Annotated in this window: 9 protein-coding genes; 1 reads left to right on the top strand and 8 read right to left on the bottom strand. The window is 68.9% G+C overall.

From position 1 onward, the window contains the following. Positions 1–52: 52 nt before the first annotated feature. The 6 genes from ACVTJA_RS29485 to ACVTJA_RS29460 all read right to left on the bottom strand — a co-directional run bounded on the left by ACVTJA_RS29485 (position 53) and on the right by ACVTJA_RS29460 (position 10,727). Positions 53–3,385 (bottom strand): S8 family peptidase, encoded by a 3,333-nt coding sequence (locus tag ACVTJA_RS29485; protein ID WP_465824667.1) that lies wholly within the window; start codon positions 3,383–3,385, stop codon positions 53–55. Between the two features lie 161 nt (positions 3,386–3,546). Next, positions 3,547–4,266, bottom strand: coding sequence for a helix-turn-helix transcriptional regulator (locus tag ACVTJA_RS29480; RefSeq protein WP_465824664.1), 720 nt, complete (start codon positions 4,264–4,266; stop codon positions 3,547–3,549). Between the two features lie 132 nt (positions 4,267–4,398). Beyond that, complete coding sequence (locus ACVTJA_RS29475) at positions 4,399–6,207, bottom strand: hypothetical protein (RefSeq protein ID WP_465824661.1); 1,809 nt, start codon at positions 6,205–6,207, stop codon at positions 4,399–4,401. A gap of 62 nt (positions 6,208–6,269) precedes the next feature. Next, positions 6,270–8,966 (bottom strand): endonuclease/exonuclease/phosphatase family protein, encoded by a 2,697-nt coding sequence (locus ACVTJA_RS29470; RefSeq protein ID WP_465824659.1) that lies wholly within the window; start codon positions 8,964–8,966, stop codon positions 6,270–6,272. 78 nt (positions 8,967–9,044) lie between these two features. Next, positions 9,045–10,217 (bottom strand): hypothetical protein, encoded by a 1,173-nt coding sequence (locus ACVTJA_RS29465; protein WP_465824655.1) that lies wholly within the window; start codon positions 10,215–10,217, stop codon positions 9,045–9,047. Between the two features lie 249 nt (positions 10,218–10,466). Next, entirely contained in the window at positions 10,467–10,727 is a 261-nt protein-coding gene (locus tag ACVTJA_RS29460; protein ID WP_465824651.1) for a hypothetical protein, read from the bottom strand. A 73-nt stretch (positions 10,728–10,800) separates the two neighbouring features. Here ACVTJA_RS29460 and ACVTJA_RS29455 point away from each other — a divergent pair, with 73 nt between their 5' ends. After that, entirely contained in the window at positions 10,801–12,453 is a 1,653-nt protein-coding gene (locus ACVTJA_RS29455; RefSeq protein ID WP_465824650.1) for a hypothetical protein, read from the top strand. Positions 12,454–12,515: 62 nt separating this feature from the next. Here ACVTJA_RS29455 and ACVTJA_RS29450 read toward each other — a convergent pair whose 3' ends face one another. Together ACVTJA_RS29450 and ACVTJA_RS29445 are read right to left on the bottom strand one after the other, a co-directional pair. Further along, complete coding sequence (locus ACVTJA_RS29450) at positions 12,516–13,304, bottom strand: DUF4261 domain-containing protein (protein ID WP_465824647.1); 789 nt, start codon at positions 13,302–13,304, stop codon at positions 12,516–12,518. A gap of 116 nt (positions 13,305–13,420) precedes the next feature. Then, positions 13,421–14,635 carry a hypothetical protein gene (locus ACVTJA_RS29445; RefSeq protein WP_465824646.1) on the bottom strand — a complete coding sequence of 405 codons (1,215 nt, stop codon included), beginning with the start codon at positions 14,633–14,635 and terminating at the stop codon, positions 13,421–13,423. Positions 14,636–14,676 lie beyond the last annotated feature (41 nt).

Raw genomic sequence — 14,676 nt, 5'->3', positions numbered from 1 at the left:
GTGTTCTCGGGCCGTGGCGTGCGACACGCCACGGCCCGGTGGACCTGCCGCGCTACCGCGCACTCCAGTTGAGATGCCAGCCGTACATGTTGGCCACGGCGGGAGTGATGCCGGGGTCGTAGATGTAGACGCGGAAGCCCGTGGCCGTGGGGGTGTAGATGGCATTGGCCCCGTTGCTGAGCCAGTGGTTGCCGTATCCCCCGATGGACGTGAAGTACTGAGGCGCCGCCGAGAAGCCGCAGCCCGCCGTATCCACATCCAGGTAGATGCCGTCCGCGAGGTACTGCTGCCACGCCGTCGCACCCGGCGGCGTCTGGCCCGTGCAGAGCGTGGGCTGAAGCTGGTCGCTCGGCACGGCCTGCCAGTTGAGATGCCAGCCCCAGGCATTGGCAGTGGTGGGAGTGATGCCCGGGGAGTTGATGTAGACACGGAAGCCGGTGGCCGTGGGGCTGTAGATGGCGGTGGCGCCCCGGGTGAGCCAGTGGTTGGTGGCACCGCCGATGGACGTGAGGTACAGCGGCGTCGACGAGAGGCCGCAGGCCGTCGTGTCCACGTCGAGGTAGATGCCGTCGGAGCTGTACTGCTGCCAGTCCGTGGCGCCATACGCCGTCTGGCCCGTGCAGAGGGAAGGCTGCCGCAGGTTGTTCGGCGTGGCCTGCCAGTTGAGATGCCAGCCGTTCTGGTTGGCCGTGGTGGGAGTGATGCCCGGGGAGTTGACATAGACACGGAAGCCGGTGGGCGTCGGGCTGTAGATGGCGGTGGCGCCATTGCCGAGCCAGTGGTTGGTGGCACCACCGATGGACGTGAAGTACAGCGGCGTCGAGGTGAAGCCGCAGCTCGCCGTGTTCACGTCGAGGTAGATGCCATCCGTGCCGTACTGCTGCCAGGCGGTGGAGCCATACACCGACTGCCCCTTGCAGAGCGTGGGCTGACGCAGGCTCCTGGGCTCGGCGTGCCAGTTGATCTGCCAGCCCCATCCATTGGCCAGGGCGGGAGTGATGCCCGGGGAGTTGAGGTAGACGCGGAAGCCGGTGGCCGTGGGGCTGTAGATGGCGTTGGCCCCCTTCGCGAGCCAGTGGGCACTGAGGCCACCGAGGGACGTGAAGTACAGCGGCGCCGAGGTGAAGCCGCAGCCCGCGGTATTCACATCCAGGTAGATGCCGTCGGAGCCGTACTGCTGCCAGGCCGTGGCGCCATAGGCCGTCTGGCCCGTGCACAGGGAGTCCTGTCGCAGGTCGTTCAGCGTGGCCTGCCAGTTGAGGTGCCAGCCCCAGGCATTGGCCGTGGTGGGAGTGATGCCCGGGGAGTTGATGTAGACACGGAAGCCGGTGGCCGTGGGGCTGTAGATGGCGGTGGCGCCCCGGGTGAGCCAGTGGTTGGTGGCACCGCCGATGGACGTGAGGTACAGCGGCGTCGACGAGAGGCCGCAGGCCGTCGTGTCCACGTCGAGGTAGATGCCGTCGGAGCTGTACTGCTGCCAGTCCGTGGCGCCATACGCCGTCTGTCCCGTGCAGAGGGAAGGCTGCCGCAGGTTGTCGGGTGCGGCCTTCCAGTTGAGGTGCCAGCCCCAGGCGTTGGCCGTGGCGGGGGTGATGCCCGGGGAGTTGACGTAGACGCGGAAGCCGGTGGGCGTCGGGCTGTAGATAGCGGTGGCGCCATTGCTGAGCCAGTGGTTGGTGGCACCACCGATGGATGCGAAGTACAGCGGCGTCGACGTGAAGCCGCAGCCCGACGTGTTGACGTCCAGGTAGATGCCGTCGGCGCCGTACTGCTGCCAGCCCGTCGCGCCCCGCGGGGTCTGGCCTTTGCAGACCGGGGAAGGCACGGTGTTCAGTTGGTCGATGGCCCGGCGCAGGTCCGGCAGGCGTCCGATGTTCTGGCTGGAGGCCGCCTGGGGTGTCCCCGTCGAGGCAAGGACCTGCCGCACGTCGCGCGGGGCCAGCGGGCCATACCCGTTGGCGACAGCGACTCCCTGGAGACTGGCGGCTGCGCCCGTCACGATGGGCGAGGCGCTCGACGTGCCGCTGAAGCCCGCCGTGTAGTACTGGTCCTCGCCGCTGGCGAACAGGTCGCCGTAGCCCATCGTCACCACCTGCTCGCCCCAGCCGTGGACGTCCACGCGGCTGCCGTAGTTGGTCCAGCACATGGGCACGCGCGTGGTGGCGGTGCTGGCGCCCACGACGATGGCGCCCGAGTCCCGCACGTTGCGGTTGAAGACGTTGCCGTACGCGGCGTCGTCCAGGTTGGCGCTGCCGTTGCCGGCGGCCTCCACCACGGTGACACCGTTGGCAGTCGCCGTGGCGATGGCGTCGTAGTTGGCCTGCCAGTACTCCATCGCGATGTAGTTGCACTGGGTGGTGTTGCACGTGCAGGGCGTGCTGTCCGCGGGGCCCTGCGCGTGCAATTCGATGAGCACCACGCCGCCGCTGCCGGCCGAGGCCGCCGCCTGGGAGATGGCGCTCGCGGGGCTCTGGCTGCCGATGCTCTCCACGCCGACCTGGGCTTGATGGGCAATGCCCGTCACACCATAGTCGTTGGCCACGCCGACCATCTCACCGAGCACGGCGGTGCCGTGATTGCGCCAGTTGATGTCGTTGACCTGGGTGCCGCCCTGGCGGAAGAGGGATGGCATGTCCTCGTGCGTGGTGCGCCAGCCGCCCTCCACGTCGACGATTCGCACGCTCGCGCCCGTGCCGCCGGCCACCGTCCACGCGTACCGCGCGTCGATGCCGGTGGGTGCTGCATCAAGGTAGCCCTGGTTGCTCTCGTACAGCGGCGTGGTGGGAGGAAGGTCCGCCGCGGCCAGCAGGCCGCGCACCGCTGCGTCCATCCCGAAGCCCACCATGGCGGGCTCCGGGCGGGACTCGGCGTAGGCGACCTCCACGCTGTCCAGCGCGTTGAGGCGCTCCACCAGGTTGGTCACGTCTGCTTCCCGCGTTCCCGGCACCAGCGGCACCTCGAAGTACAGGTTGAGGTCCGCGAGCTGGCGGCCGTCACGCGCCTCTCCGGTGCGCTTGCGCTCCTCGAGCACGGACTCCTGCTCCTTGAACAGGCGGTCCACTGCGCCCGACCGGGGCGCCCGCTCCAGCAGTGCGAGCGCCGCGGTCAGGTCGGCCTCCAACCGAGCATCCGACAGGCCCCGTCGCGCGAGCCGTGCGCGCTCGTCGGGCTCGCGCTCCTGGGCGAGCGCCAGCATGCGGCCCCCGCGCAGTCGCACCCGCGTGCCCTCGTGGAACTTCACGACCAGCCGCTCCAGGGAGGTATCCGGCGCCAGCCTGGGCCGCGCCTTGTCCGCGGCGGGCCTCTCCTGCAAGACGCCGGGGGCCGCCCCCGCGAACGGCGCCGTGATGAGTCCCAGCGCGAAGACAACTCCCCATGAACTCAAGATCCGCGAACGACGACGTGACGGCATCGGAACCTCCCCCTGACAGAAGAGGGCAGGGAGCGCCGGAGAGCGATGTGACAACCGGCCCTGCACGGACTGCCTCTGAGGTCCTGAAGCGCGCCACGGGAGCCGTGAGCGGTTCCCGTGGCGTGGGGCTCACATCAGAGCGCGGCGAAGATGTCGCCGAGCGTGGCGAGCATCGACTCCGAGCTTCGCACGCGGAACGTCGACCCGGTGAGGCGCGCCGACTCGATGCGGTCGACGCGGAGCATACGCACCGCCCCTCGCAGGTGGTCCCAGACGAGCAGGAACCAGGCGGGCCAACTGAGCAGGAGGTAGTGCGGCTCCACGACGCGCACCGTGCTCACGTCGTTCGCGCGGTAGGTCAGCTCCAGGGCGCGTTGCTCGAAGAACGCCTCCTGGATGGGGCGGAGCACCGCGGCGCGGGGGGCCTTCCACGTCGCGGTGACGTTCCTCGAAATGGGGCCGACGAAAATCCTCCGGCGCAGCCCGCTCACCCGCGAGCGCTCCTCCGGTGGAAACGAGGCGGAGAGCTTCTGCCGCAAGCCCTTGACGGTCGACAGCATCAACGGCGAGCCCAGTCGCTCCGCGAGCGCCAACGCGAGCAACAGGTCGAGTACTTCCCGGGCGTCGAGTTGAACGCGCCCCAGCCCCGTCCGTGGCGGCACGCGCACACCGCCGCCTCGCCCCGCGTCCGACTCGATGGGGACGCCGCGTGCCGCGAGCCGGGACAGGTCTCGCCGGATGGTTCGCACGCAGACACCCAGCTCCTCCGCCAACTCCGGAGCCGTCCACGAAGGCCGGGAGGCGAGGAGGCCGAGGACACGGTCCAGGCGGTCGGTGACGGGTTCGCGCTTCAAACGTGACCCACTCTGTCACGTTTGGGGGAGAGGGTCACCGGGTCGCGAACGAACGCGGCCAGAGCACGAGAGACCCATGACCTTCTTGCGCGGAATGAGCACCATCAACCTCTGGGCGGACGTTACCGCGCCCTACCATCCAGCCATGCCGGGCCGGCTCGGATAGGGGTAGCAGCACGCGGGGTAGGGGTTCTCCGACAGCTCGGGGGCTCCCTCCGTGTACGTGAGGTTCACCGTCTCCCAGCTCCGCACGTCGCCATCGGTGGGGCCCACGCCATCGTCGGCGAAGGGCAGGTGGATGAGCGCGCCCCCGGCGTGCTCGGGCTCGTGCTTCAACCCCAGTCCCACGCGCTGCTCGGCGAGCGCCCCCGGCGGGAGCTGGACGCGCACCTCCACATGCACGGTGCCCAGGTCGTCCGCGGGCTCGGACACGCGTGCCCTCCAGCGCCACTGCTCGGAGCCGGGAACCTCCTCGAAGCTCCCTCCGCACGTCCCCATCCCCTGGGACTCCGCGAACACCTTTCCCACCGTCTCCCCGGGGTCGATGGTGTAGCTGAAGCGGATGCGTCGGTCCTCCTGTCCGGGCGACGCGGTGTCGGGCTGGCACCCGTATCCCTGGAGCGTGGCGAGCCGCTTGTCGTCCAGCCACAGCGTCACCGTGCCGCCTTCTTCGCCCGCGGCCGCGTCATGGCCCGTGAGCTTCATCGACGCATACAGCATGCCCGTGTCCTTCGAGTGCACCAGGGACACCTGCGCGGGCGCATGCGTCGGGTTGCCCCGGTCCACCACCAGGAAGCGCGTGGCGTTCTTCAGGTCCGTACTCCGCACCACGCCATCCAGCACCGGCTCGGCGAAGACGGCCCAGCCGGGCGCCCAGGCCAGCCCTGCCTCCTGCGACGGGACGTACGAGGTATTCGGCGTGGCGCGAGTCACCGTCCAGCCTCCATGGGTTCCACCCCCCGCCCACTCCACGGGGCCGCTGCCCACGCGAATGGGCGACACGTCCGGAGTGCGCCCGGAGAAGTCGTGCTCCTCCACCACGCGGCCCGAGCCCGCTCGCACCGTCACCCGGTCCACCCGAGCGGTGTCCAGGCCCTCGCTGCCGCTGCCGTTCTTCACGTACGCGAACCGCACATTCTTCGTGCCCACCCCCACGTTCAGCCGGACGTGCGCGGCCTGGTTGCGTCCGGTCGCCGACCACACCGGCGCGCCCGGCTTCTTCATCACGTCGTAGACGTAGACGTTGAGCGAGTCTCCCGCCGCCGCGTCCACGAAGGCGTCGAACTCCAGCGCGCCCTTCCACGGGGTGCAGGTGGGGGTGCAGGGCTCGGGGCTCCAGGTGATGGTCCGCTCCATGTATGAAACGCTGCCGTCCTGCCCCGCCTGCGCCACCGGCCTCGCGGCGCTCTGCTGGACCCCGGGAGTGGTGAGCTGCCATCCGCCACCGAAGCCCGCCGTCAGCCACCCCACGGGGAGCGTGTTCGTCGGCGCGTCGAAGCGGTGGATCTCGAAGCGTCCCTGGGCTCCCGAGGAGAACGCCGCCACGTCATCCACCCAGGCGGTGTCCGTCCCCTCGGTGCCGGCCGTGTCCTTCTGGTAGGCGAAGCGCACCTTCACGTTGCCGCTGGCGGCCACGTTGAGCCGCGCGCGGCCCCGGCGGTTCAGTCCGGACATGGACCACACCGGGTTGAAGAAGTCATTCACATACACCCGCAGGAAGTCCCTCCCTTCCTCCGAGTCCACGAAGTAGTCGAACTCGATGGCGTTGGTGCCCGCGGGGAACGCGATGGTGCGCTCCAGCACGGCCACCTGACCATGCTGGTTCACCATGGAGGCCGGGCGCTCCATGCGGCGGTCGATGACGGGCATGCGCGTCGCGGCGGAAGCGGGGAGGCACAGCAGCGTCAGCAGGGCCAGGGCGCACGGCAGGACGGTTCGCATGGGAATGGGCGCGGCGAAGGAGTGAGCGGCAGCGGACGGGGAGCGGCGCGAGCGTGGAGGGCTCATTGGCACTTCCCCGCCTTGCAGGACGTGCCCGAGGGGCAGCCGTCGTTCGGGCCCACGTGGCAGGCGGGCCGGGAGTGGCTCAGGCGGTACACCATGTCGTACCAGTACTCGTCGTCGTCCGCGCGCCAGGTGTACTTCCCGGGGGCCGCGTCCTTGTCCGCGAGCGAGGGGGACAGCGGCTTGATGCGAAGGACATCGGGCCTGGGCTGGAGGTACTGCTCTCCGCCAATTCCCTCGCCGTCCTGCCACAGGTTGGGCACCACGCTCTTCAGGAAGGCACCGGTGAGGGCGTGCGGCAGGGTCCGGTTCGGGTCGCCGGTTCCCGCCTCGCTCAACAGCGAGCCGTCGTACATCTCGTTCGTGGCGTCCGGGGACCCGTCTCCGTCATACATGCGGGACACCCAATAGCAGTCGAGGTACGCCGGGCCGGTGGACTCGCGGCACTTGGAGATCTCGTTGGGCCCGTCGAAGACGAAGCGCGTCCAGATGTCGTCGCCGCCCAGGTCCGTCTCCTCGACCTGACAGGCAATCTGCAGCGGATGGAAGTAGCTCAGCGACGTCTCGAACCAGACCTTCAGGTCGGCCGGCTTGCTCACGTACTCGAGGTCTCGAATCACTCGCAGCAGGTACTTCTCCGGGAGCTGGTACGCATTGCCAGGCAAGGCCCCCGGCCTGGCGGTGTGGACCTGCACGTAGCCCTCCGTGTTGGCCGCCCATGGCTCCGCGGATTTGATGCCGCTCGGAATCTGGTTGTCGAACCTGTCCGCCAGCTCGGCGTTGAAGGGCGATGGGCTGAACACCACCGGGTCCGTCGACTTTGGAGGCAGCGAGGTCTGGACGTGGAACGTCACGCGCGGCGGCTCGTTCAAGCGGTCGTGCGCGGTGACGAACTTGAAGTACAGGGTGTCGTTGGCATTGAGGCGCCGGTCGGGCCACTGGCGCGTCACGGCCACCGCGGGCTCCAGCGGGCAGGCCTCCGCGGGGGACGCGCAGTCGAAGCGGTGGAATTGGATGGTGTACGGCACGCTCCCCACCGTGCGGTCCGGCTTCGCGTTGGGGTCCGACGCCCGGGTGTCCACCGCGAAGACGCGCACGAAGTAGGGAGGCCTGGGCGCGGGATACGTGCACTGGAAGCTTCGGGTCTCCTTCACCTCCTGGCACTCGCCGTCGAAGGGAGCCAGGGGCCGGGACAGGTCGCTGCCCTGGTACACCATCCAGCTCACGCGGGAGCCCGTCACCGTCACCCGGAAGGGCTCCGCCTGGTCCAGCACGTACCACTGCATGCTGCCGGGAAAGGTGAGCAGGCCATCCGAGAAGGTGACGGTCCTCGCCAGTGGTGAGCTGGGGTCCGCGAGGTTGAACACCACCGGCTCGGGCCCGTTCGGGTGGGTGACGCCGGGCGTGGGGTTGTTCGCGTCGTCCACCTTGCGCGGGTGCGGGCTGCACCGTGGCGCCGCCCGGTTCACGTCGATGGTGACGGAGAGATGGTCCGACAGCTCCCGGCCCCGCACCGCGCGGGTGAGGTGCTGGGTGCAGTACTCGCGCTCATGGTTGGCGCCGCCCGGTACGGGCTTGTTGTGGAGGATGTAGTCCAGCCGCTCGCCGTCGGTGGGGCCGGTGAACTCGGTGGCGCCGCCATCGTTGGACGCCGAGTGCGTCTGCCCCACGTCCAGCGGCGACGTCTCATGGGCCCAGCTGTCGACGAGGAACGTCCCGTCGCTCTTGTCGGGGTCGTAGGTGCAGGGGGCGTTCTGGCAGGCCCAGAAGCCGCCATGGTCGCTGCTGGTGTCTCGGAAGGTGTTCTGCCATTCCGTGAACGGCTGCCACACCACCGCGTCCAGGTCCGGGTCGCCGTCGCAGGAGAGGTTGCCCATGGGGCCGTAGCCACAGACGGGGACGTAGGGCGGGCGGTTGGGGCTCTCGTGGTGGCGGCTGCCGTTGATGTTCAGGTCACCCAGGACGTAGATGGGCTGGACGTTGCGGTTGGGCGCGCTGATGGACCGCTCGATGATGCTGCGAATCGTGTGGAGCTGGCCCCGGCGGTCGTCGAAGTCCTCGTACCAGCGCCAGGCCCCCGGACCTGGACTGGTGGACTGCATGTGGGTGAAGCCGACGTTGAACGGCAGCCGGCCATCACACTCGTTGACGATGCGCACCAGCGCGAAGCCCTTGTTGGACCACGCGTCCGCGCCGTTGGTGTTGTCGCTGGAGTAGATGTCCCAGCTCGCGATGTTCTCGTCGTAGGCGCCGTCGTGCCACGTCTCCTGGAAGCCCTCGGTGTTGACGGTCGTGTCCAGCGCGGAGAAGCCATACCTGGAGAAGAGCATCAACCCGCTGTCGTTGTCGGTGTCGTGCTCGTCCAGCGTGTAGATGTAGTTCGGGTAGCGTCCGGACAGCTCCTTCACCAGCACGTCGCGCGCGGCGTCCTCGTTGGCCTCGTTGAGCACCACGACGTCCGGGTCCTCGGCGAGGATCTGCTTCGCGATGTCCTTCGCCCGCTCGACATGGGGCCTGCCGTAGTTGGCCTCCGTGTTGTTGGGCGCCACCTGGAGGTTGAGGTTCCAGGTCTTGATGCGCAGCGAGGCACCCACTGGCGCCGGACAGATTGCGTGCGCGGGCAGGCTCCCCAGAGTGAACCCGCCGAGAACCAGGGCCCCCAGCCACCGGCGGAGGGACGAGAAGGATTGACCCATGCCAGCATCAACGGCCTGGACTGGAATCCTTCTCTGTACCTCCGCGCGGCTGGGGACGAGGGTGGGGTGAGGGCCGCCTCAGTCGGCCACGTGCACCAGGTGGTTCACCTCGGCAATGTTGCCGGCCGCGTCCGTGGCGGAGATGAGCACCTCATTCCAGCCCCAGTTCACCAGGTCCACCGTGTGGGTGACCGTGCCGGTGCCGCTCTCCACTTCGGAGGACTGCACCCACTGCGTGACGACCCTCGTGGGCGTCGCGTCCTGCACGTGGGTGGTGATGTCCACCACGGGGGTGGGGCTCACCTCGTCACTGGTGGGGGACAGGACGGAGATGACCGGAGGAGTCAGGTCCACCGTCACGATCTTCTGCTGCATGGTGGCCTGGCCATGCTCGTCCGTCGCGGTGATGCGGATGTCGTGGGTGCCCTCGGACAGGTTCATCCAGACGACCGCGTGGCCACCGCTCTCGTCCGGCGACAGGGTGATGGGTGCGTCATGGTCGATGGTGAGGCTCACGTTGGCGATCGGAGCGCCCTCATCGTTCGCGTGCACCCAGGCGCAGATCTTCCGCAGGGGCACGTTGGTATAGCGGGGCATGTTGCACATGGTCAGCTCCGGTGGAGGGCCCGACACCAGCTCCACGGGGTGGCCATTGAGCCGTACCCACGCGTTGTCCATCTGGTTGTGGATGCAGCAGTCATCCACCTGGGTGACGACCACCCGGTTCACCTCGCCGGCTCGCACGTAGGAGCCCAGGTTCGCGGTGCCCCACTCGTTGTGATACACGTAGCTGCCAGGGATGACGATTCCGTTCGGATAGCTGGAATTGAAGATGGACACCCGCGAGCCGTCGTCCATGCCGTCGAAGACGATGTTGAATTCCGTCACGACGAAGTCGGCCGGAATCCGAACGAATGTCTGGAAATAGGTGAAGTCGCCGTAGGCCAGACAGGCGACCGGCGCGCTACACACGTTCGACGGATACACGGAAAAGTCGATGATCTCCCCATCCGGTGCGGGGGCCCAGGCCGGGTCTCCCACGGGAGGGATTGTCGCCACGTCGTACTCGCACGGGTCTCCATTGCGTGACGGCGTGCAGGAGAACTGCACCAGTCCCAGGGGATTGCTCTGCGTTACCTCCAGGCCCTGATGCATCTGCCAGGGTGTGCGGGACTGGGCCGACGCGGGGGCACCATAGGCGACAGCGGCGAGAGCCGTTGCGGCCAGGACGGAAACGAGATGTCTGTTCATGGGGGACTGTCCTGGGTGATTACGGCCCTGCCGCAGAAAGCTCGCAGGGCTGTAAACAAATAACAGTTCATGTTTCCGGAAATTAAGGAGCGCAGGGTGCGTGCCTTCTCTCCCATCCGTGTGGGGCCGGTGCGACTCGGGACGGGTGGGTCTCGCCTCTGTGTGATGTATGTCTTTGTCGAGGGCCTGCGTCCCTCCCGGGGCACGTCCGCCTGCAGGGCCCTGGGCGTCGCGACAGAGCCTGGCTGTTCACGTCGAGCAGGCGGCGGTGCGCTCGGTCGGCCGCGCGCGGCCGGGCACTGTCCATTCGCGACGGCGCAGGCTCGCGAGCTGGCAAGGCAGGTCTCCAAGTCCATCCACCGCCATGGCGAGGCGCTCGGCATCACCGTGCGGCCGCTCCACGGCGCGGCGCCGGATGCCAACCACGTCATCGCCGCGCTGAAGGAGACGACGCTGCGCGGCCGCGAAGTCTCCGTGCGCAAGGACCGCGGCAGAGGAGACCTCGCCCACCGCACCTCTCCTGGGCTCGACGTCCCCCTCCTGGTAGCCTCCGCGCCCCTTACGGCGACAGCACGAGGCGGCAATGCAGGAGATGCAGGCAGGCGGACCGGTGAGATTCGAGCGGGTCCGGAGGTGGCTGGGCCTGGCGGCGCTGGGAGTGGGTGCCTTCGCGCTCTCCGCGGCGGTGCGCTGGAACTGGCTGCACTCGGGCCTGCCGGAGCTCGTGTCCGGCGTGCTGCCGGACGATGCCTTCTACTACTTCGAGATTGCCCACCGGGTCTGGTCCGGCCAGGGCGTGACGTTCGACGGGACGGCCCCGGCCACGGGGCTGCACATGCTGTGGCTGGGATTGATATTGCCGCTGTTCGCCTTCTTCCCCGCGGGCAGCACCGAGCCGGTGATTGCCTCGCTGTGGCTGGCCACGGGGCTGATGGCGCTCGCGTCGGTGCTCGTCGCGCGCATCGCCTATTCGTGGACCCGGCGCTGGGACGTGGGCGTGGCGCTCGGCGCGTGCCTGACGGTGAATCCCTGGGTGGTCCGCGAGTCCCTCAACGGCCTGGAGACGGCCCTGGCGCTCGCCGCCGTGGCCGCGAGCGTGCTGGGGCTGGTGCGCTACGTGGAGGCTCCCAGCCGCCGGCGCGCGGTGGAGCTGACGGGGCTGCTCGTCCTCACGCTGCTGGCCCGCTCGGATGCGCTGGTGGTGGTGGCCCCCGCGTGCGCGGTGCTGCTGGCCCGGCGCTCATGGTGGCGGGACGCGGCCCTGGTGGCGGGAGGCTCCGCGGCCGCGGTCGCCTCGCTCAGCCTGGTCAATTGGCTGCGCACGGGCTCCCTCCTGCAGAGCAGCGCCACCGCCGTGCCGTGGCTGTTCCACGCGAACTGGAGCCGCCTCCATCCCGGGGCCCTCCCCGAGCAGGCGCGCCAGCACGGGTGGGACGTGTTCCGGGAGGCCCTTCGCTTCACGGAGAATGCGCTCGGCCCGCCCCAGGTGCAGCTCTTCTGGCTCTGCGCCGGTGCCATCCTCCTGGCACTGGTGGGGCGCGTGGCGCTGCGGCGCTCGCGTCCCCTTACCGTGGAGGACCTGGCCGCGCCGGCCATCCTCGGCGGACTCGTGGTGGGGCTCCTGGCGCTCCACTTCATCCACGGCTACGTGCGGTGGCTGCCGCGCTCCTGGTACTTCATCCCGGCCTCGTTGGGAGTGTGCCTGGCGCCCGCGGTGCTCGCGCGGCTGCTGATGCCCTCGGGCGCGACGCCCCGGCTGGCGGCCACCGTGGCGGCGGTGGCGCTGGGGCTCGGCGCGGTGACGCTGGGCCGGGACCTGGAGCGCACCCGCGCGACAGAGGGCCACCACAGCTACCCCTGGCAGCGCGAGATGTTGGCCGCGGGCCAGGCCGCCGCCGACCGCCTTCCCAGGGACGCCGTGGTGGGCGCGTTCAACTCCGGCATCATCGGCTATGTCTGCGAGCAGACCGTCGTGAACCTGGACGGCGTCGTGAACGAGGACGCGGCGCGCGCGCTGAAGCGTGGCCAGCTGCTCGCGTACATGCGCGAGCGCCAGGTGCGCTACCTCGTGGACTACCCCGCCATGTGGCGGCCGAGCGACTTCATGCACGACACGTCGCCGTACTGGGGAGGCCCACCGCCCGCCATGCTGGCGCGGTTCCGCGTGGACGTGCCCGGCATCGGCTGGCCGTCCGCGAACGAAACCATCGAGGTGGCCGAGCTGCCCGCGCCTTGAGAGGGGTGCGCGGCGCCTGCGGCGAATAGCAGGCTCCGGCTCATGGAGCTCCGCACGTCATCTCAGTTCTGGAGGAACTTGCGTGCGCGCGCCCAGAGCCCGGGCTTGCGCATGTCCACCTGGACCACCTGCGCGGAGGCGTCGGCGGGGGACGGCACGTAGCGCACCTGCAAGCGCTCCTCGGCGGTGCGTCCCACCGTGTCGCCGTCCGGCAGCGCCTTCCCGCGCTTGAGGACGTAGCCCTGCATGTCGAAAAGGAACTGGATGGCCTCGCCGCCCTCGGCCTTGTCGGCGAGCACGAGCATGTTCGGCAGTTCGAACTGCTCCATGCCCACGCCCAGGATGCTCAGGCCCTTGCTGTCGCGCACGATGTTCAGGCCGGTGAGCCCGGGCAAGGGGAGTTCCAGGTCGCGCACGGCATCGATGAAGAACTCGGCGGGATGCGCCACGTGGCCCATGCCCCAGTACACCCCGACGGCGCCGGTGGCGTGCGCCACGGCCGCCGTCACCTGGGCGAGCACCAGCGCCTCGGCGGCCGGTGCGCGCCGGGCCTCGTCCCTGAACGTCACGATGATGTGCGCGGTATGCGGCGCGAGCTCGGGCATCGACGCGAAGGACGCGAGGCTCAGGGCCGCTGCCGCCTCGACCTCGCCCGTCGCGATGGCGACCGGGACGGGCGCGAGGATGACGTCTCCCGAGTCGTCCTGCAGGCGCAGGCACGTGATGCCTTCCTCCTGCGTCTCTTCCGGGACGAGCCGCGTGGCTTCGGGAGACAGCTCGAGGTGGCTGCGAGAGATGGCTTCGCCATCCAGGGGCACTGTTGTGGAGAGAAGGACGAAGGAGACGCGCATGAGGCGACTCTATCCCGAGGCTCGGTGGGGGCTGAGCTTCATCGGGGATGAGCGCGCCTGACGAACTGTTCCCAGGGCGGCGAGCCGGTCCGCTGCACCCGCCGCCCGGAGGAGGGTCACTTCGCCTTCGGCGGAGGCGGCGCCAGCAGGACGCCCCACATGAAGTCGAACTGCAGCGAACCGTCGAGCACGGCGGGGATGGGCTTGCCCGTCGGGTTGTAGGGGAGCATCGCCTGCGCCGCGGAGGTCGCCTGGCCGTCAGCCCCGAAGGAGGCGTAGACGTGGCAGGCGATGCAGGACGAGGCGGCCACGGTCCCGTTCCCCACGATTCGCTCGATGACCGAGTTGCCCAGCGCGTAGGGCGTGCCGTCGGGGGCGGTGTAGTCCACCATCGTCGACTTCAGGCAGTAGTTGTCCCAGACCGCGGACAGGCCTGCCTGCGTCATCACGGCCTTGAGCTGGGGCGTCTTGTCGCACGCGCCGTACTGCGTGTTGACGGCCGTCCGGTTGGGGGGAACGGCCGGGTTCGTCGCGCCGAAGGTGTCGTAGCAACCAATGTCGTCGCAGCGGCCGGGGTTCATCTGATGCTCGAAGGTTCCCCAGACCCAGTTCGTGTTCTGCCGGCTGCTCACGTGCAGTGCGACCAGGGCATAGTCCACCCCTTCGGAGGTGTTCGTGTAGTACAGCTTCTTGATGTTGGCGATGCTGCCCAGGGACGGCAGCCATTGCAGCAGCGTCTGCACGGGAACCCAGTCGCCCTTGACGGAAATGGCCTCCGTCGGCATCGCGACCTTGAAGCTCTTCGCGTAGGCGGCCTTCAGCCCGTCCTGCGTGTTGAGGTTGTTGTTGACGATGTAGTCGAACTGCGGGCGGTTCCGCTTCACCTCCTCGGCGATGCACGGTGTCGGCGTGCCGTGGGTCGGGAACCCGCCGACCGGAGCGTTTCCGGGTGTGGCGCATTTGACGTCGATGGGGCCAGCCGTCCCGGTCGACTCCCTTTGGAGCACGCTCCGCTGGAACTTCTTCGGCTCGTTCAGGCCGGGCCAGTGAGGCGTGGTCGAGAAGACGTCGGCGTCAGAGGCCCACGTCTCGAACACCACCGGCGAAGGCTGCGAGGGATTCACCGGCGCCGCGAACTGGGCGAGCAGGCGCCAGATGAATTCGTCCGAGTTCTGGTTTGTCCCAGTCACGGCTCCAGGTCTCGCTGGAACCGCGACCGCGACCGTGGGTTGCTCTGTCGTCGAGTTCTTCGTCGGGCTCGACGTGGCGAAGCATGCCCCGCCGATGATGGCCACCGAGCCGACGATGGCGGGGAAGACAAGCTTTGTCATGAGATTCGTCCTGTGTGCTGGTTGTCTATTCAAGCGAGATG

The organism is Pyxidicoccus sp. M6, from assembly GCF_055568925.1.
Note: the sequence above shows the minus strand (reverse complement) of the source record. Positions and strands in the feature narration are given on the sequence as shown.

Bases quoted from the DNA above. Each gene is read 5' to 3' on its own strand.
- ACVTJA_RS29465 (WP_465824655.1), bottom strand. From the start codon at position 10,217: ATGAACAGACATCTCGTTTCCGTCCTGGCCGCAACGGCTCTCGCCGCT.
- ACVTJA_RS29470 (WP_465824659.1), bottom strand. From the start codon at position 8,966: ATGGGTCAATCCTTCTCGTCCCTCCGCCGGTGGCTGGGGGCCCTGGTT.
- ACVTJA_RS29475 (WP_465824661.1), bottom strand. From the start codon at position 6,207: ATGCGAACCGTCCTGCCGTGCGCCCTGGCCCTGCTGACGCTGCTGTGC.
- ACVTJA_RS29450 (WP_465824647.1), bottom strand. From the start codon at position 13,304: ATGCGCGTCTCCTTCGTCCTTCTCTCCACAACAGTGCCCCTGGATGGC.
- ACVTJA_RS29445 (WP_465824646.1), bottom strand. From the start codon at position 14,635: ATGACAAAGCTTGTCTTCCCCGCCATCGTCGGCTCGGTGGCCATCATC.
- ACVTJA_RS29455 (WP_465824650.1), top strand. From the start codon at position 10,801: ATGCAGGAGATGCAGGCAGGCGGACCGGTGAGATTCGAGCGGGTCCGG.